The sequence below is a fragment of the Klebsiella sp. MISC125 genome (assembly GCF_051131775.1).
Lineage (GTDB): Bacteria > Pseudomonadota > Gammaproteobacteria > Enterobacterales > Enterobacteriaceae > Klebsiella.
In genome coordinates this window covers 2,756,897-2,773,684 of record NZ_CP180448.1, presented here as the reverse complement: position 1 = coordinate 2,773,684, position 16,788 = coordinate 2,756,897, and the positions used below count along the sequence as shown (strand labels likewise).

Here is a 16,788-nt window from a genome sequence, read left to right as displayed (position 1 = left end):
ATGAAGAAACTAAAATACCTATCCACTTTATTGGTCGTCGCGCTGGCCATCATTGCCGCCTGGCTGGTCTGGAATTACTACACCCAATCCCCCTGGACCCGCGACGGAAAGGTTCGCGCCGAACAGGTGGGTGTAACCCCACAGGTTTCCGGTAGCATCCTGCAGCTAAACGTTCGCGACAACCAGTTGGTTAAAGCCGGGGATGTCCTGTTCAGAATTGACGATACGCCCTATAAAATTGCCGTTCTCAACGCCCAGGCACAGTTAGCCAAAGCAAAAGCTGAAGTGGCGAAAGCCAAAGCTGAACAGAAGAAAGCGGCGAGCGATGCCAACCGTCGGCGTAATTTGTCGCAGAATTTTATCTCGGCGGAAGATCTGGAAAATGCCAATACCGCCCTTAATACCGCAAATACCAATCTTGAGGCTATAAAAGCCGTGGTTGACGTCGCGCAGGCCAGCCTTAATCACGCTCAGTGGCAACTCACACAAACTGAAATTAAAGCCCCGGTGGATGGCTGGGTGACCAACCTGTCAACTCGCGTTGGCGACTACGCCTCCGTGGGTCATCCGGTTTTTGCTCTCGTTGATAGTCACTCTTTTTACGTGGTCGGCTATTTTGAAGAAACCAAGCTGCGCAATATCCGTCCGGGCGATAGTGCACAAATCATCCTCTACAGCAGCAAACAAAAGTTACAGGGTCACGTAGGTAGTATCGGTCGTGCGATTGTCGATCAAAGCGTTGCAAGCGGAGGCGGTCTGGTTGCAGACATTAAGCCAAATATTCCATGGGTCCGCCTGGCCCAGCGCGTCCCGGTGCGTATTGAGTTTGACAGCTTACCATCGGATACCACGCTGGTTTCCGGTACCACCTGTACCGTCGCCATTGGCCCACAGTAATGAAGCTGCAGGCCCTGACGTGGCGCTCGCTCCCGTGGATTAAGGCCAGCCGTCCGCAGTGGCGCTATGCTCTGCGTAACGGGATCGCGATGTGCCTGGCGCTCAGCATCGCCTATTGGCTGAATCTCGATGAGCCCTATTGGGCGATGACTTCTGCCGCCGTCGTGAGCTTTCCAACGGTCGGCGGCGTGATCAGTAAAAGCTTCGGACGCATTGCGGGTAGCCTGCTCGGCGCCTGCGCGGCGTTGCTGCTGGCCGGACATACCCTAAACGATCCCTGGCTGTTTCTGTTTAGCATTTCGGCGTGGATAGCGCTCTGTACCTGGGCCTGCGCAATGTATACCAACAACGTTGCCTACGCCTTCCAGCTCGCCGGTTATACCTGCGCCATCATCGCCTTTCCGGTTATCAATATCACTGATGCTAACGAACTGTGGACCATCGCCCAGTCGCGGGTCTGTGAAGTGATCGTGGGTATTCTTTGCGGCGGTCTGATGATGATGATTTTACCGAGTACCTCGGATGGTACGACGCTACTGACCGCCCTGAAGAACATGCATGCCCGGCTGTTAGAGCACGCCAGCATGTTGTGGGTTCCGGAAACCACTGATGCGATCCGCACCGCACATGAAAGTGTGATTGGGCAAATTCTGACCATGAATCTGCTGCGTATTCAGGCGTTCTGGAGCCACTATCGCTTTCGTCGGCAAAATCCACTGCTCAACTACCTGCTGCATCAGCAATTGCGAATGACCAGCGTGATTTCAAGCCTGCGGCGAATGCTGCTCAACTGGCCTGCGGCACCCGCCAACACCCGGGAGGTTCTGGAAGCGTTGCTGAACGAGTTGACCCATTCAGGGACCGACAGCTATAGCATCGCGAAGCTCATCGCCCCCCTGGCGCCCCCCGCCGATGCGGACTATCGTCATATCGCCTTCTGGAAGCGTCTGCGCTATTTTTGCCGCCTCTATCTGGAGAGTAGCCGATGGATTAAGCGCATCGAAAACGCCACCGTGGTGACCGAATTTAACGTTCCCTCAGCACCTGCGTTGACTCGCCATACCGATCAAGCTGAAGCGCTGTGGAACGGTGTACGTACGTTTTTCGCGCTGGTGATGGTGGGAGCCTGGGGAATTAGCACCCAATGGCAGGCCTGTGCCGCCGCCCTGACCCTGGCGGCCATCTGCTGCGTGCTCTACTCAGTGTCACCTTCGCCGTTTAAGTCATTAACGCTTTTAATGCGCACGCTGGTCCTGCTCTCGCTGTTCAGCTTCGTGGTTAAATTCGGTTTGATGGTGCAGATAACCGATTTATGGCAATTTCTGCTGTTTCTGTTCCCGCTCCTGACGACCATGCAACTGCTTAAATTACAGATGCCCAAATTCTCCGGACTCTGGGGACAACTGATTGTCTTTATGGGTTCATTTATCGCGGTGACCAATCCACCGGTCTATGATTACGCTTCATTTCTCAACGATAATTTGGGCAAAATCATCGGAGTAGGTCTTGCCTGGCTGGCCTTCGCAATCATCAGTCCGGGTTCAGACGCGCGTAAAAGCCGCCGGCACATTCGGGCGTTACGGCGTCACTTTGTCGACCAATTAAGCCGCCGCCCGCAGCATAGCGAACACGAATTTGAATCGCTGGTTTATCATCACATCAGCCAACTCAGCAACAGCCAGGATGCGCTGGCACGCCGCTGGCTGCTGCGTTGGGGCGTAGTGTTGCTCAACTGCTCCCACGTGGTCTGGCAGCTTCGCGAATGGGAAACACGCTCCGACCCGCTCTCGCAGGTACGCGATTTGTGTATTAGCCTGCTGCGCGACGTGATGAGCGAACGCGGCGTGCAGCAGCGACCGCTCGCTTCAACGCTTCAGGAATTGCAGCGAATTTGCGACGCGCTCAATCACCACCACCAGCCCGCGGCAAGAGAGCTGGCGGCGGTTATCTGGCGACTGTGGTGCGCGCTATCGCAGCTTGAGCAGGCGCCGATTGCCGGAACGATTACCGAAAGAGCTACTTGATGACGCCGCAGGCAAAACGCTCGCCACCTCCGCCGAGGGGCTGCGGGCTGTCAGACATGTTATCGCCGCCCACGTGAATCATCAGCGCCTTTCCTTTCACCTCATCAAGCGTTTTTAACCGCGGAGCCACGACGGATTGTGTTGCTTTGCCATCGCTATTGACTACCAGGAAAGGCAGGTCGCCAAGATGACCTGCGCCATCCGGGCCCTCATGTTTCCCAGTATTATGTGGATCAAAATGTCCCCCAGCAGCACCGGCGGCGACAGCTTTGCCATCTTTGATTGCGGGCTGACAACTGGCGTTGGCATGAAGATGAAAGCCATGCTCACCGGGAGGCAGCGCTTTAAGATCGGGCGTAAACTCCAGCCCTTTATCCGTTTCGCTGATTTTGATGTTGCCAATAGCCTGTCCCACGCTCTGGCTGGTCACAAGATTGATATCGACATTTTCACTTGCCGCCTGCACGCCCATACTGGCGGCAAGGGTAAAGAGTGCGAGAATACATCGTTGCATAACACCTCCGAAATGGCTGTATCACTGACAAGTGTAGGCCATTACGGAGGAGAGAGAGGTTTAAGGAACGTCGTAGCCCAGAGCCGCTTTACGGATGCGGAACCACTGCTGGCGAGTCATATTGAGCTTCTCAGCCACCAGCGCAGAGCGCACGCGCTCAATCTTTCCAGAGCCAATAATCGGCAGCGGCTGCGAAGGCAAGCGCAGGATCCAGGCATATACCACCTGCTCAATGCTTTCGGCATTCAGTTCCTGGGCCACGCGGGCCAGTTCATCACGCAGCGGTTGGAAGCTTTCTTCGTTAAACAAGCGACCGCCGCCGAGGCAGGACCAGGCCATTGGTCGGATGCGCAGTTGCTGCAGCTGATCCAGCGTACCATCAAGCAACAGCGGCTGATGAACCGGAGAAATTTCCACCTGATTGGTCGCCAGGGTAAACGGCAGGCGCGACTGTAGCAGAGTAAACTGAGCTGGCGTGAAGTTAGAGACGCCAAAGTGGCGTACTTTACCGCTGTGATGCAGCGCCAGGAAGGCTTCCGCAACCTCGTCAGCATTCATCAACGGGTCCGGGCGATGAATCAGCAGCAGGTCGAGATGATCGGTGGCCAGATTACGCAGCGATTGTTCCGCGCTCTGCACAATATGGTCGCGGTCGGTAATATAGTGGCCGATGGTGTTTTCTGCCCGCGCCCGGGTGGCGATCCCGCATTTAGTGACGATTTCCATCCGGCTACGCAGATGCGGGGCCAGCTTCAACGCCTCGCCAAACGCCGCCTCACACCGGTAATCACCATAAATATCGGCGTGATCAATGGTCGTGATACCCAGATCCAGGTGTTGCTCAACAAAGCCAACCAGCTCTTTAGCGGACATATTCCAGTCCATCAGACGCCAGTAGCCCATCACAAAACGAGAGAATTCCGGCCCCTGCGGAGCCATAGCAATACGCTGAACCATAACAGCTTCCTCAACAAAAAAGTGTTCTGAGTATACGCAGTTTCGTGCTTAAAACAGTGAGGGTTGCTGCGGTTCTTCCGCACTATCCTGTTTGGTTGCGCGTAATTTGCGCAGCCAGCGTTGCCGGCATAGACGCAATACATCCTGCTTTTGCACATCGCTCATTTTTTGCCAGTTAAAACGCTCATCACGGCTGCGCAGGCAACCCCGACAGTAGCCGCGTTCATCTGACTGACAAATCCCCCGGCACGGACTTTGTACCGGAAAGAACTCCAGTTGTTCAGCCACTTCGCCTCTCCTGCCATCTTTCTCTTTCTTTATTGAAGACGTTTCACTCATCATTCGCAAATTTTGTTCACCAGCCTCTGCGCCAGGCGGCATTTTTAATAATCGCTTGCATTAGACCAATCGGTCTATTACAGTGAGCCCCATGAACAAGCACAGTGAATGCACTACCCGCGAACATATCCTGGTCACCGGCGAGCAGCTCTGCATGCAGCGGGGCTTTACCGGTATGGGCCTGAGCGAATTATTGAAAACAGCAGAAGTGCCGAAAGGTTCTTTCTACCACTACTTCCGCTCAAAAGAAGCGTATGGCGTGGCCCTGCTTGAATATCATTACGCCGGATATCTTCAGCGCCTGGTCGAGCATTTCGACCACGGCGAGGGGAACTATCGCGACCGTCTGCTGGCCTACTACCAGCATACGCTGACCCAGTTTTGCCAACAGGGTATTATCAGCGGTTGTCTGACGGTGAAGCTGTCGGCAGAAGTGTGCGATCTGTCGGAAGACATGCGTACTGCGATGGATAAAGGTGCCAGCCAGATTATCGTTCTGTTGGGTGATGCCCTGGAGAAAGGCCGTCAGGAAGGCAGTCTGATGTTCGCTGGCGATGCGTTGACTCTGTCCCAGGTGCTTTACTCTCTGTGGCTGGGGGCCAATTTGCAGGCCAAGATTACCCGTAGCGCAACGCCGCTGGAAAGCGCCCTTGCCCACGCTAAAAATATTATTGCTGCGCCTGCCGTTTAACAGGCGTTTTTATTTAACCAGTTTCAAGACGACCGGTCTACTCAGGAGTCATTATGTCAGAATCTAAGTTGTTTACCCCATTGAAAGTCGGTGCGGTCACCGTACCTAACCGCGTATTCATGGCTCCGCTGACGCGTCTGCGTAGCATTGAACCAGGCGATATTCCAACCCCTCTGATGGGCGAATACTACCGTCAGCGCGCCAGCTCCGGCTTGATTATTTCCGAAGCTACGCAGATCTCCGCTCAGGCGAAAGGCTATGCTGGCGCCCCTGGCCTGCACAGCCCGGAACAGATTGCGGCGTGGACGAAAATCACCGCTGGTGTACATGCCGAAAACGGTCACATTGCCGTTCAGCTGTGGCACACCGGACGCATTTCGCATAACAGCATCCAGCCTGGCGGCCAGGCACCGGTTGCGCCATCAGCGATTAGCGCCGGTACCCGTACTTCGCTGCGCGATGAGCACGGCCACGCGATTCGTGTTGATACCTCTATGCCACGCGCACTTGAAATCGATGAGATCCCCGGGATCGTTGATGATTTCCGTCAGGCGGTCGGTAACGCTCGCGATGCCGGTTTTGACCTTGTCGAACTGCACTCCGCGCACGGTTACCTGCTGCACCAGTTCCTTTCCCCGACCTCTAACCATCGTACCGACCAGTACGGCGGCAGCGTTGAAAATCGCGCGCGTCTGGTTCTGGAAGTCGTTGATGCGGTGAGCAAAGAGTGGAGCGCCGACCGTATCGGTATTCGCGTCTCGCCAATCGGTAGCTTCCAGAACGTCGACAACGGACCGGACGAAGAAGCCGATGCGCTGTATCTGATTGAAGAGCTGGCTAAACGCGGTATTGCCTACCTGCATATGTCCGAACCGGACTGGGCAGGCGGCCAACCGTATAGCGATGAATTCCGCCAGAAAGTGCGCGACCGTTTCCCTGGCGCAATTATCGGTGCAGGCGCGTATACGGTAGAAAAAGCCAATGACCTGATCGGCAAAGGCCTGATTGATGCCGTCGCTTTTGGTCGGGACTATATCGCCAACCCGGATCTGGTTGCGCGTTTACAGAAAAAAGTCGCACTAAATGAACAGCGCCCGGAAAGCTTCTACGGCGGCGGCGCGGAAGGCTATACCGATTATCCTACTCTGTAATCCCTCCATTGCATTGATAGCGGCGGGTTATCGCCGCTATACTTAACGCTCTGATGTATCAAAAATAAACTGCATAGGGGACATTATGCGCTTACTTCACACCATGCTGCGCGTTGGCGACCTGCAACGTTCGATTGAGTTTTACACCAACGTGCTGGGCATGAAGTTGCTGCGTACCAGCGAAAACACTGAGTACAAATACTCACTGGCATTCGTGGGTTACGGCGAAGAAAGCGATACCGCCGTTATCGAGCTGACCTACAACTGGGGCGTTGATAAATACGATCTCGGCAGCGCCTACGGCCACATCGCGCTAAGCGTTGATAACGCGGCTGAAGCCTGTGAGCGTATTCGCCAGAACGGTGGCAACGTGACGCGTGAAGCGGGTCCGGTCAAAGGCGGCACCACGGTTATCGCTTTTGTCGAAGATCCGGATGGTTACAAAATTGAACTGATTGAAGAGAAAGATGCCGGCAAAGGCCTCGGCAACTAATCTGCTTCGGGCGTCCATCGGCGGCGCCCGCTGTTTTATCCCCCTTCCTGCTGCAAGCGGTGGCAAAATTTGCCATAATGCGCGCTACTTTTTTCCAGCTAAGAGAATCTGATGTCCGAGAACGCTCAACTTAATGGTCTGTGCGACCGTTTTCGCGGTTTCTATCCTGTGGTAATTGATGTTGAAACCGCGGGATTTAATGCCAAAACCGACGCCCTGCTGGAGATCGCCGCTATTACGTTGAAAATGGATGAGCAAGGCTGGCTGATGCCGGACGAAACGCTGCATTTTCATGTTGAACCTTTCGAGGGTGCCAACCTGCAGCCTGAAGCTCTGGCCTTTAACGGGATTAACCCGAACGATCCTGAGCGCGGCGCGGTGAGCGAATATGATGCCCTGCACGCGATTTTCAAAATGATCCGCAAAGGGATGAAAGAGAGCGATTGTAGCCGTGCCATTATGGTCGCCCATAACGCCACATTCGATCATGGTTTTACCATGGCGGCTGCCGAGCGCGCGAGCCTGAAGCGCAACCCTTTCCACCCGTTCGTGACATTCGATACGGCGGCACTAAGCGGGCTTGCGCTCGGCCAGACGGTGTTGTCGAAAGCCTGCATCGCCGCGGGTATGGCATTTGATGGCACCCAAGCGCACTCGGCGCTTTACGATACCGAACAAACCGCGCAGCTGTTTTGCGAAATCGTCAATCGTTGGAAACGACTTGGCGGCTGGCCGTTACCGGTAGCCGAAGAATAGTAGAGACAAAAAAAGCGACTCCACCAGAAGTCGCTTTTTTATTGGCAGCAAAAATTACTCTGCTTTCGGCTCGTCAGTCTTGTACTTAGCGGCCGTTTCTTTGATCAACGTTTGCAGTTCGCCGCGCTGATACATCTCAATAATGATGTCGCAACCGCCAACCAGTTCGCCATCAACCCACAGTTGCGGGAAAGTCGGCCAGTTTGCGTATTTCGGCAGCTCTGCGCGGATGTCCGGGTTCTGCAGAATGTCGACGTAAGCAAAACGTTCGCCACAGGCAGACAGCGCCTGCACGGCCTGGGCGGAGAAACCGCAGCTTGGCAGTTTCGGGGACCCTTTCATGTACAGCAGGATTGGGTTTTCAGCGATTTGATGTTGGATTTTTTCTAAAGTCGTGCTCATTGTCTTGCTTCCTTAAACTTCTCTACGGCAGTAATTTGTCATTGTAGCGTCCTGAACGCAGGACCGATAATAACATTTTTGTCACTCTTCACATTTTATCTTCTGTGCCCAGAAGTTGCCTCAAAAATATCATTTTATCGTCTGACGCAAGAGTGTGTTGCTCATTTTTCATGCGACATGGTTATTGTCTGACGTATTTTTTTGCAATCGTTAACCAAACGACACTTTAGATACAAAAGAATATTAACTCTCAGGGTTTTTATGCTTTAGAATCGATGCAGTTTGTCATTCATCGTCAGGCATCTGTATATGTCTGTAATTTAATCAGGGGATTGCTCAGTGGCGCGTCTTAACAAAATCGCGATTTCGCTCTGTGCATTACTTATTACGTCGATCTCATTTACGCCGCTGGCGCATGCTTCCGGGCATACGCACGCTTCGGCTACGCCAAAAGCGCATCCGGCCAAAGGCACTACCGCAGAGCGTAAGAAAAAAGCAGCCAGTTCCAAAAGTAAAACCACCGCTAAAACCTCCAGCAAGAAAACATCGACCGCCAGCCGCGCAAAAGCCCCTACCCGCACAACCGCCTCAAGCCAAACCGCGCTTAACCGTCAGGTTGCCGGTGCAAGCAAAAAATGCGTATTGCGCAAAGGCTACAAAAAGCAGTGCGCTAGCTCGACAAAATCGGTAGCAGAAAGCAAAGTCGCCAGAGCAAGCGTGCAGAAAAAGTGCGTCGTGCGCAAAGGCTATAAAACCCGCTGTAAACCTGTCGCTGATGAGCCTCAGTTGACCATCGCCGATGCGCATAAAGCTCGGGTACAAAAGGCGCAAAGCACCGCCATGTCGAAGTTAATGGATCAGATTGGCAAACCTTATCGCTGGGGTGGTACTTCGCCGCGAACCGGGTTTGATTGCAGCGGTCTGGTCTATTATGCCTATAAAGATCTGGTAAAAATTCACATCCCGCGTACCGCTAATGAAATGTATCATCTGCGCGATGCCCGCCCGGTCGATCGCGGTGAGCTGCAAAGCGGTGATTTAGTCTTCTTCCGCACCCGTGGGCGCGGTACCGCCGATCACGTTGGTGTCTATGTCGGCAACGGTAAATTTATCCAGTCCCCGCGCACCGGTCGCGATATTCAAATAACCTCGCTGAGTGAAGATTACTGGGAACGCCATTACGTTGGCGCGCGCCGCGTCATGACGCCAAAAACCATTCGCTAATTCTGCCTCGTCGCTTCTGCGGCGGGGTAACACTCTCTTTTGCCACATCTTTTAATTTGCTACTATTACCTTGCGTAATACATGGTTATTGCGCGAACTATACCCAAAATAATTCCAGTTGTATCAAGGCGGCAACTAAGCGCATCCCCGGGAGCGTACAAATAGTACGTGACCGGGGTAAGTGCAGGCAGCCAACAAAGATGCGGCTGGAAGTATGAAGGGTATAACTATAAAAAGGAGAGTAGCAATGTCGTTCGAATTACCTGCATTACCATATGCAAAAGACGCCCTCGCGCCGCACATTTCCGCAGAAACCCTGGAATACCATTACGGTAAACACCACCAGGCCTACGTCACCAATCTCAACAACCTGATCAAAGGCACCGCGTTTGAAGGCAAGACCTTAGAAGAAATCGTTCGCTCTTCCGATGGCGGCGTTTTTAACAACGCAGCTCAGGTCTGGAACCACACCTTCTACTGGAACTGCCTGGCACCAAACGCTGGCGGCGAACCTGAAGGTGAACTGGCGGCAGCTATCGCTAAATCCTTCGGCAGCTTTGCTGATTTCAAAGCAAAATTCACCGATGCGGCAGCGAAAAACTTTGGTGCTGGCTGGACCTGGCTGGTGAAAAATGCTGATGGTAGCCTGGCGATTGTTTCCACCAGCAACGCCGGTACGCCGCTGACCAGCGACGCAACCCCGCTGCTGACCGTGGATGTCTGGGAACACGCTTACTACATCGACTACCGTAATGCGCGTCCGAACTATCTGGAACACTTCTGGGCGCTGGTGAACTGGAAATTTGTGGCGGCCAATCTGGCGGCATAAAAGCAAACCGCAGAAGGATTGCGCCTTCTGCGGTTATTTTTCACTTCACTCACAATTCACATACTTTTCATGAACGATTAGTGGTTAGCAAAAGCCTCTTCCGGCTGCGACCGACCGCTGAAAAACACCAGCAGTAGCGCAACGCCCGCAATGATCGCTCCCATCACTGGGACGAATGCATAGCCCAGCCCACCAGATATCACCGCACCACCGGCGGCTGCGCCTAACGCGTTACCGAGGTTGAAAGCGCCGATATTAACCGATGATGACAGCCCGGGAGCTTCGTGAGCCACGCGCATCACGCGCATCTGCAGTGGCGGAACTACCGCAAAAGTCGCGGCACCCCAGACAACCATACTTATAGCAGCACCAATTTGTGACTGGGCCAGCAGCGGGATCGCCAGCATGATCACCATCAACAGCAGCAGAAAGCCCTTCAACGTCCCGGAAACCGAGCGGTCGGCAAACTTACCGCCAAGGTAGTTACCCAGCGAGAAGCCTACGCCAATCAGTACCAACATCGCGGTCACAAACAGTGGCGATGCGTTAGTGATGCTGTGCAGGACCGGTGATATATAGGTGTAAAGCGTAAACATCGCCCCTGCCCCCAGAACGGTGGTCAGCAGCGCTGACAGCACCTGCGGGCGCATCAGTACTGAAAGTTCCTGCTTAACATCAGGCCGCTCACCCGCGCTTCCTTTTGGCAGGGAAAACCACAGGCTGACCATCGCCACCACGCCGAGACCCGCCGTTGCAAGGAACGACATTCGCCAGCCGATAGTTTCCCCCAACCAGGTCGCCGCCGGAACGCCGCCAATGTTGGCAATTGTCAGCCCCATAAACATGGTCGCCACGGCGCTGGCCTGCTTATGCTTCGGCACTACGCTCGCCGCCACCACCGAGCCGAGCCCAAAAAAAGCGCCGTGATTGAGGCTGGTGATAATGCGCGACAGCAGTAGCGTGGTGTAATCCGGTGCAATTGAAGAGAGCACGTTACCAAGAGTAAAAATCGCCATCAGGAAAATCAGCGCATTTCTGCGCGCGCGGTGCGAAAGCAGTAGAGTCATCAGCGGCGCGCCAACCATCACCCCAATGGCATAGGCACTAATAAGCATTCCCGCAGCCGGAATAGAGACATCCACGCCTTTGGCGATAACCGGTAGTAGCCCCATCGGGGAGAACTCGGTAGTACCGATACCGAAGGCACCGATCGCCAGAGCGAGCAGGGGAAAGTTGATTTTCATTCAATGACTCCATCGGGCCGTCTTCAGCGACGGCATCTCATCAGAAGCCAAAAGCATGACATCAATCACAGAAAAACAAAAGTAAACGAAATGGCAAAAGATTTTTGCGAAATTGATAATAATGGCGGAAAAAGAAAAGGGAGAACGATGTCTCCCTCATATTGGAATTAGTGCAGTATGGCGGTCAGCCCTGCGGCGACAATCAAACCCAGAACAATAATCGTCGTTGTCAGCGAAAACTTTAAATCTGTATCCATCAATTTTTCCCCTTGATTATCCCCACATGAAAAGTGAGCTTGCTCATTTTTACATAGATTAGCGCAAATATCTTCCGAGATTTAGAGGGATGCACATTTTTGCTCTTCCCCTTTGCCCCAAGATCGGACAAAATCCCACGCTAATTTGAAAGCGTATCGGCCATTGACCCCTTCCTGTCGTTCTGTGTCGTTTTCCCGACGTGATGCAATGTTCAATTTTGGCATCAGGGTGTGTACAGGCAAACGTTTACGTACCGATTAACGGGCGATCAGGTCAAGGTCTGGAGTGAGAAGTAATGGCAACTATTAAAGATGTAGCGAAGCGCGCAAACGTTTCCACTACAACAGTATCACATGTAATTAACAAAACGCGTTTCGTTGCGGAAGAGACACGCAACGCTGTGTGGGCTGCGATTAAAGAACTGCACTACTCCCCCAGCGCCGTTGCTCGCAGCCTGAAGGTTAATCACACTAAGTCTATCGGATTGCTGGCGACCAGCAGCGAAGCGGCCTATTTTGCCGAAATTATCGAATCCGTTGAGAAAAGTTGCTTCCAGAAGGGCTATACCCTGATTCTCGGCAACGCATGGAACGATCCGGAGAAACAGCGCGCCTACCTGTCAATGATGGCGCAGAAGCGCGTGGACGGCCTGCTGGTGATGTGTTCTGAGTATCCTGAGTCGGTACTGAGCATGCTGGAAGAATATCGCCATATTCCGATGGTCGTGATGGACTGGGGTGAAGCAAAAGCCGACTTCACCGACTCGGTTATCGATAACGCCTTCGAAGGGGGTTATATCGCCGGGCGCTATCTGGTGGAACGCGGTCATCGCGAAATTGGCGTGATCCCCGGCCCGCTTGAGCGGAACACCGGTGCCGGCCGCCTGGCGGGCTTTATGAAAGCGATGGAAGAAGCGCAGATCAACGTTCCTGAAAACTGGGTCGTGCAAGGTGATTTCGAGCCGGAATCCGGCTACCGCGCGATGCAGCAAATCCTCAGCCAACACCATCGCCCGACGGCGATTTTCTGCGGCGGGGATATCATGGCGATGGGCGCTATTTGTGCAGCAGATGAAATGGGTCTGCGCGTGCCGCAGGATATTTCGCTGATCGGTTATGACAATGTGCGCAACGCCCGCTACTTCAGCCCGGCGCTGACCACCATCCATCAGCCAAAAGATTCTCTGGGCGAAGCGGCCTTCAACATGCTGCTGGACCGCATCGTCAACAAGCGCGAAATTTCCCAGTCTATTGAAGTACATCCGCGCCTGGTCGAACGTCGATCCGTGGCCGACGGTCCGTTTGTCGATTATCGCCGTTAATTCTCCTCGCGGCGCCGGCTATTCCGGCGCCCGCAGCCACTCCCTGTTCAGCGTTTCACTGTCGCCAAGGTAATCCAGCAGCCACATCAGCGCCGGTGAAGCATCGCTTTGTTGCCACGTCAGGCAGCAGGCCGCATCAGGGAATGGGTTTTCCAGCGCCAGCGCCGTCCATTCTCCGCTATCAATTCGCGGCTGTGCAAAATGCTTTGGCACCATGCCAACACACAACCCTGCGCTGAGGCAAGTCGCGGAAGCGTCCCAGTCCGGTACCACCACCCTCTTCTGATTATCCAGCAGCCACGTCGTGCGTTTCGGTAGCGAGCGTGAAGTATCTTCCCGTACCAGCGACGGCCAGTTGCGCAACACATCGTCGCTTAACGGGCCGTCTATTTTCGCCAAAGGATGATCGCTGGCCACCACGCAATCCCAACTCAGCATCCCCATATCGCGAAACGCATAGCGCCCACCGACGGGAATAGAGCGCGTCGCGCCGATAGCTAATTCCACGCGGCCATCAGCTAACGCATCCCAGACGCCGTTGAATACCTCCTGAAAGACAATCAGTTCAACGTCATCAAAATGACGATAGAAATCAACGATCATTTGCCGCATGCGCGCCGGTTTGACGATGTCATCGACGGCAATGGATAGCTGCCCGCGCCAACCGTTGGCTATCTGCTGGCACTGCTGGCGAGTGATCTGCATTTTTTTGATAACAGAGCGCCCTTCCTGCAAAAACCAGACCCCGGCCGGGGTTAATTCGACATCACGGTGACGACGTTCAAAGAGCGGAACCGCCAGCCACTCTTCCAACTGACGCACGGTATAACTCACCGCTGAAGGTACGCGGTGTAGCTCCTGCGCCGCTGCGCTAAAACTGCCGTTACGCGCAACAGCATCAACCACCTCAAGTGAGTATTCTGACCACATATTCTGCCTACAAAATTTTTGAATCCACCTGACAAATATTAGCGTTTCACAAGCCCGAATGCACTCCCTACACTCTGCCGCACCGTACCTGCATCAATAACAAGAGAATTTTATGCAACAATTGCAACAACCTGGGAAAGGATTTTTAGTCTGGCTGGCCGGGCTCAGCGTGCTCGGCTTTCTGGCCACCGATATGTATCTGCCGGCTTTCGCCGCGATCCAACAAGATCTCAACACTTCAGCGGCTTCAGTCAGCGCCAGCCTGAGCTTGTTCCTGGCAGGCTTTGCCATTGGACAGCTTTTTTGGGGGCCGCTCTCCGACCGTTACGGACGCAAGCCGGTACTGCTAAGCGGCCTGGCCATTTTCGCAATCGGCTGTCTGGGGATGCTTTGGGTGCAAGATGCCACGCTGATGCTGGCGCTGCGCTTCATTCAGGCGATTGGCGTTTGCGCCGCCGCCGTGACCTGGCAAGCGATGGTGACCGATTACTACCCAGCCCATCGCACAAACCGTATTTTTGCCGCCATTATGCCACTGGTGGGCTTGTCTCCAGCACTGGCGCCGCTGCTCGGTAGCTGGCTGCTGGTTCATTTCGAATGGCAGGCTATTTTCGCCGTTCTGTTCGCGATAACCCTGTTGCTCATGCTGCCGGCCTTGCGCCTGAAAGCGGCGAAAAAGACGGTTGTCGGCACCCAGCAGAAGCTGACTTTCCTTGCCCTACTACGCTCGCGCGAATACAGCGGCAACGTGCTGATTTATGCCGCCTGCTCCGCCAGCTTTTTCGCATGGTTGACCGGCTCGCCATTTATTCTTCACGAGATGGGGTACAGCCCGACCGTTATCGGCCTGAGCTACGTTCCGCAAACTATCGCGTTTCTGGTTGGCGGTTACGGCTGCCGTGCGGCTTTACAAAAATGGTCAGGGCAGCAGATCCTGCCGTGGCTGCTGGTGATTTTCTCCATCAGCGTTGCCGCTACCTGGCTGGTAGGTTTGCAGGCTAACGCCACGCTTGTCGGATTAATGATTCCGTTCTGTGCAATGGCGGTGGTAAATGGCGGTATTTATCCTATCGTCGTTGCTCAGGCGCTGAAGCCGTTCCCGCAGGCGACCGGTCGCGCCGCAGCTTTGCAAAATACCTTACAGTTGGGTCTTTGCTTTATCGCCAGCTTGCTGGTTTCTACGCTGATAGCGACACCGCTGCAAACCACCACCAGCGTGATGCTTATCTCCATTGTGCTGGCCGGTATCGGTTACCGTATGCAGTACAAGGCCACCGCGTTGGCAACAGAATCGTCACATGCTTAAGGTAATCTTCAGATAGTGTTAAGGTCCAGTAATTAGCTTGCTAACATATTTTTATTGAAAGCCTGTTTTTAGCGGCCTATACTGGATCCGGCATCACATAAATAGAAAGATTAATTGATTTAACGGGAGCAGGATGCGTCCCGTTTCTCCATGGAAGGCCTTTCGGCAAGGGTTATCTCCCTTCCTCTGTTCTACGTCGGATAGCAGCCTCACGGATTGTCCGTGAGATTTCTCACAAAGCCAGAAAAGCGTCTACGCTGTTTTAAGGTTCTGATCACTTGGGCGTGATGGAGAAGCTATGAGTTCATCGTGTATAGAAGAAGTAAGCGTACCAAATGATGATTGGTACCGGATTGTCGCTGAATTATTAGGCCGTGCGGGCATCGAAATTAACGGTCCTGCCCCCTCCGATCTGCGGATTAAAAACCCCCTCTTTTTTAAGCGCGTTTTACAAGAAGGGTCGCTGGGATTGGGAGAGAGCTATATGGACGGCTGGTGGGATTGCGAGCGGCTGGATTTATTTTTCCACAAGGTCTTACGCGCCGGACTGGAAAATCAACTTCCCCACCATTTTAAAGATACCCTTCGCATCGCGGGCGCTCGCTTATTCAATTTGCAAAGTAAAAAAAGGTCCTGGATAGTCGGCAAAGAACATTACGACTTAGGTAACGATCTTTTCAGCCGCATGCTCGACCCTTTTATGCAATATTCCTGCGGATACTGGAAAGATGCGCAGAATCTGGAAGATGCACAGCAGGCAAAATTAGATCTGATCTGTCAAAAGCTGCAGCTTGAACCCGGAATGCGGGTGCTGGATATTGGCTGCGGCTGGGGTGGTCTGGCTTACTATATGGCTAAAAACTACCAGGTCAGCGTTGTTGGTGTCACTATTTCAGCCGAACAGCAAAAGATGGCCCAGCAGCGTTGTGAAGGGCTGGACGTAACAATTCTGCTTCAGGACTATCGCGATTTGCATGATAGTTTTGACCGCATTGTTTCCGTTGGTATGTTTGAACATGTCGGGCCTAAAAATTACGACACCTATTTTGACGTGGTGGATCGTAATTTAAAAGCTGACGGTCGTTTCCTGCTGCACACAATCGGCTCGAAAAAAACCGATCATAGCGTCGACCCGTGGATTAATAAATATATCTTCCCCAACGGTTGTCTGCCGTCGGTACGCCACATCGCACAGGCCAGTGAAACGCATTTCGTGATGGAAGATTGGCATAATTTCGGTGCCGATTATGACACCACGCTAATGGCATGGTATGAGCGTTTCCTCAATAGCTGGCCGGAAATCGCTGACAACTATTCGGAAAGATTCAAACGTATGTTTAGCTATTACCTGAATGCCTGTGCTGGTGCTTTTCGCGCCCGCGATATTCAGCTCTGGCAGGTGGTTTTTTCTCGCGGTGTCGAGCACGGCCTGCGCGTGGCTCGCTAATCGCT

Annotated in this window: 18 protein-coding genes; 11 read left to right on the top strand and 7 right to left on the bottom strand. The window is 53.5% G+C overall.

Annotation, left to right across the window (positions count from 1 at the left end; all coding sequences use genetic code 11):
- Both ACMYSL_RS13150 and ACMYSL_RS13145 read left to right on the top strand, forming a co-directional pair.
- Window positions 1–897: an efflux RND transporter periplasmic adaptor subunit gene (locus tag ACMYSL_RS13150; protein WP_434663368.1), complete on the top strand. Its 897-nt coding sequence runs from the start codon at window positions 1–3 to the stop codon at window positions 895–897.
- Window positions 897–2,921, top strand: a complete 2,025-nt coding sequence (locus ACMYSL_RS13145; protein WP_434663366.1) for an FUSC family protein — start codon at window positions 897–899, stop codon at window positions 2,919–2,921. Before ACMYSL_RS13150 ends, ACMYSL_RS13145 begins: the two co-directional genes overlap by 1 nt.
- Here the strand turns inward: ACMYSL_RS13145 and sodC are convergent.
- From sodC to ACMYSL_RS13130, 3 genes are read right to left on the bottom strand one after another with little or no spacing between them, the layout of a single operon-like run.
- On the bottom strand, window positions 2,914–3,435 hold the full coding sequence (gene sodC, locus ACMYSL_RS13140) for a superoxide dismutase [Cu-Zn] SodC (RefSeq protein WP_181486005.1): 522 nt from the start codon (window positions 3,433–3,435) through the stop codon (window positions 2,914–2,916). The two genes, ACMYSL_RS13145 and sodC, sit on opposite strands and share 8 nt — an antisense overlap.
- 60 nt (window positions 3,436–3,495) lie before the next feature.
- On the bottom strand, window positions 3,496–4,392 hold the full coding sequence (locus ACMYSL_RS13135) for an aldo/keto reductase (protein WP_112214405.1): 897 nt from the start codon (window positions 4,390–4,392) through the stop codon (window positions 3,496–3,498).
- A gap of 48 nt (window positions 4,393–4,440) precedes the next feature.
- Window positions 4,441–4,731 (bottom strand): DUF1289 domain-containing protein, encoded by a 291-nt coding sequence (locus ACMYSL_RS13130; protein ID WP_182240796.1) that lies wholly within the window; start codon window positions 4,729–4,731, stop codon window positions 4,441–4,443.
- A gap of 91 nt (window positions 4,732–4,822) precedes the next feature.
- On the opposite strand from ACMYSL_RS13130, the gene ACMYSL_RS13125 reads away from it, so the two are divergent.
- From ACMYSL_RS13125 to rnt, 4 genes are all read left to right on the top strand, one after another.
- Window positions 4,823–5,422, top strand: a complete 600-nt coding sequence (locus ACMYSL_RS13125; protein ID WP_112214407.1) for a TetR/AcrR family transcriptional regulator — start codon at window positions 4,823–4,825, stop codon at window positions 5,420–5,422.
- Window positions 5,423–5,475: 53 nt separating this feature from the next.
- Window positions 5,476–6,573 (top strand): alkene reductase, encoded by a 1,098-nt coding sequence (locus ACMYSL_RS13120; protein WP_434663364.1) that lies wholly within the window; start codon window positions 5,476–5,478, stop codon window positions 6,571–6,573.
- Between the two features lie 85 nt (window positions 6,574–6,658).
- Window positions 6,659–7,066: a lactoylglutathione lyase gene (gene gloA / locus ACMYSL_RS13115; protein WP_004862713.1), complete on the top strand. Its 408-nt coding sequence runs from the start codon at window positions 6,659–6,661 to the stop codon at window positions 7,064–7,066.
- Between the two features lie 111 nt (window positions 7,067–7,177).
- Window positions 7,178–7,822, top strand: a complete 645-nt coding sequence (gene rnt, locus ACMYSL_RS13110; protein WP_434663362.1) for a ribonuclease T — start codon at window positions 7,178–7,180, stop codon at window positions 7,820–7,822.
- 54 nt (window positions 7,823–7,876) lie between these two features.
- Here the strand turns inward: rnt and ACMYSL_RS13105 are convergent, their stop codons facing one another.
- Window positions 7,877–8,224, bottom strand: a complete 348-nt coding sequence (locus ACMYSL_RS13105; RefSeq protein WP_110273973.1) for a Grx4 family monothiol glutaredoxin — start codon at window positions 8,222–8,224, stop codon at window positions 7,877–7,879.
- Window positions 8,225–8,563: 339 nt separating this feature from the next.
- On the opposite strand from ACMYSL_RS13105, the gene ACMYSL_RS13100 reads away from it, so the two are divergent.
- Both ACMYSL_RS13100 and sodB read left to right on the top strand, forming a co-directional pair.
- The gene (locus ACMYSL_RS13100; protein ID WP_181486001.1) at window positions 8,564–9,448 is read left to right on the top strand and encodes a C40 family peptidase; all 885 of its coding nucleotides are present in this window, start codon (window positions 8,564–8,566) and stop codon (window positions 9,446–9,448) included.
- A gap of 247 nt (window positions 9,449–9,695) precedes the next feature.
- Window positions 9,696–10,277 carry a superoxide dismutase [Fe] gene (gene sodB, locus ACMYSL_RS13095; protein WP_004102696.1) on the top strand — a complete coding sequence of 194 codons (582 nt, stop codon included), beginning with the start codon at window positions 9,696–9,698 and terminating at the stop codon, window positions 10,275–10,277.
- A 77-nt stretch (window positions 10,278–10,354) separates the two neighbouring features.
- Here sodB and ACMYSL_RS13090 read toward each other — a convergent pair whose 3' ends face one another.
- Both ACMYSL_RS13090 and ACMYSL_RS13085 read right to left on the bottom strand, forming a co-directional pair.
- On the bottom strand, window positions 10,355–11,521 hold the full coding sequence (locus ACMYSL_RS13090) for an MFS transporter (RefSeq protein WP_182239199.1): 1,167 nt from the start codon (window positions 11,519–11,521) through the stop codon (window positions 10,355–10,357).
- 167 nt (window positions 11,522–11,688) lie between these two features.
- Complete coding sequence (locus ACMYSL_RS13085; protein ID WP_110273969.1) at window positions 11,689–11,778, bottom strand: YnhF family membrane protein; 90 nt, start codon at window positions 11,776–11,778, stop codon at window positions 11,689–11,691.
- Window positions 11,779–12,074: 296 nt separating this feature from the next.
- On the opposite strand from ACMYSL_RS13085, the gene purR reads away from it, so the two are divergent.
- Window positions 12,075–13,100, top strand: coding sequence for an HTH-type transcriptional repressor PurR (gene purR / locus ACMYSL_RS13080; RefSeq protein WP_110273968.1), 1,026 nt, complete (start codon window positions 12,075–12,077; stop codon window positions 13,098–13,100).
- 18 nt (window positions 13,101–13,118) lie between these two features.
- On the opposite strand, the gene punR is transcribed toward purR, so the two are convergent.
- Entirely contained in the window at window positions 13,119–14,030 is a 912-nt protein-coding gene (punR, locus tag ACMYSL_RS13075) for a DNA-binding transcriptional activator PunR (RefSeq protein WP_304259591.1), read from the bottom strand.
- 121 nt (window positions 14,031–14,151) lie between these two features.
- On the opposite strand from punR, the gene punC reads away from it, so the two are divergent.
- Together punC and cfa are read left to right on the top strand one after the other, a co-directional pair.
- A complete protein-coding gene (gene punC / locus ACMYSL_RS13070) occupies window positions 14,152–15,336 on the top strand; it encodes a purine nucleoside transporter PunC (protein WP_181486406.1) in 1,185 nt (394 codons plus the stop codon).
- 298 nt (window positions 15,337–15,634) lie between these two features.
- Window positions 15,635–16,783, top strand: coding sequence for a cyclopropane fatty acyl phospholipid synthase (gene cfa, locus ACMYSL_RS13065; RefSeq protein WP_182239203.1), 1,149 nt, complete (start codon window positions 15,635–15,637; stop codon window positions 16,781–16,783).
- The last annotated feature ends 5 nt before the right edge of the window (window positions 16,784–16,788 follow it).

Bases quoted from the DNA above. Each gene is read 5' to 3' on its own strand.
- sodC (WP_181486005.1), bottom strand. From the start codon at position 3,435: ATGCAACGATGTATTCTCGCACTCTTTACCCTTGCCGCCAGTATGGGC.
- ACMYSL_RS13135 (WP_112214405.1), bottom strand. From the start codon at position 4,392: ATGGTTCAGCGTATTGCTATGGCTCCGCAGGGGCCGGAATTCTCTCGT.
- ACMYSL_RS13130 (WP_182240796.1), bottom strand. From the start codon at position 4,731: ATGAGTGAAACGTCTTCAATAAAGAAAGAGAAAGATGGCAGGAGAGGC.
- ACMYSL_RS13120 (WP_434663364.1), top strand. From the start codon at position 5,476: ATGTCAGAATCTAAGTTGTTTACCCCATTGAAAGTCGGTGCGGTCACC.
- punR (WP_304259591.1), bottom strand. From the start codon at position 14,030: ATGTGGTCAGAATACTCACTTGAGGTGGTTGATGCTGTTGCGCGTAAC.
- sodB (WP_004102696.1), top strand. From the start codon at position 9,696: ATGTCGTTCGAATTACCTGCATTACCATATGCAAAAGACGCCCTCGCG.
- ACMYSL_RS13085 (WP_110273969.1), bottom strand. From the start codon at position 11,778: ATGGATACAGATTTAAAGTTTTCGCTGACAACGACGATTATTGTTCTG.
- ACMYSL_RS13150 (WP_434663368.1), top strand. From the start codon at position 1: ATGAAGAAACTAAAATACCTATCCACTTTATTGGTCGTCGCGCTGGCC.
- cfa (WP_182239203.1), top strand. From the start codon at position 15,635: ATGAGTTCATCGTGTATAGAAGAAGTAAGCGTACCAAATGATGATTGG.
- purR (WP_110273968.1), top strand. From the start codon at position 12,075: ATGGCAACTATTAAAGATGTAGCGAAGCGCGCAAACGTTTCCACTACA.
- ACMYSL_RS13090 (WP_182239199.1), bottom strand. From the start codon at position 11,521: ATGAAAATCAACTTTCCCCTGCTCGCTCTGGCGATCGGTGCCTTCGGT.
- rnt (WP_434663362.1), top strand. From the start codon at position 7,178: ATGTCCGAGAACGCTCAACTTAATGGTCTGTGCGACCGTTTTCGCGGT.
- ACMYSL_RS13125 (WP_112214407.1), top strand. From the start codon at position 4,823: ATGAACAAGCACAGTGAATGCACTACCCGCGAACATATCCTGGTCACC.
- ACMYSL_RS13145 (WP_434663366.1), top strand. From the start codon at position 897: ATGAAGCTGCAGGCCCTGACGTGGCGCTCGCTCCCGTGGATTAAGGCC.
- gloA (WP_004862713.1), top strand. From the start codon at position 6,659: ATGCGCTTACTTCACACCATGCTGCGCGTTGGCGACCTGCAACGTTCG.
- ACMYSL_RS13105 (WP_110273973.1), bottom strand. From the start codon at position 8,224: ATGAGCACGACTTTAGAAAAAATCCAACATCAAATCGCTGAAAACCCA.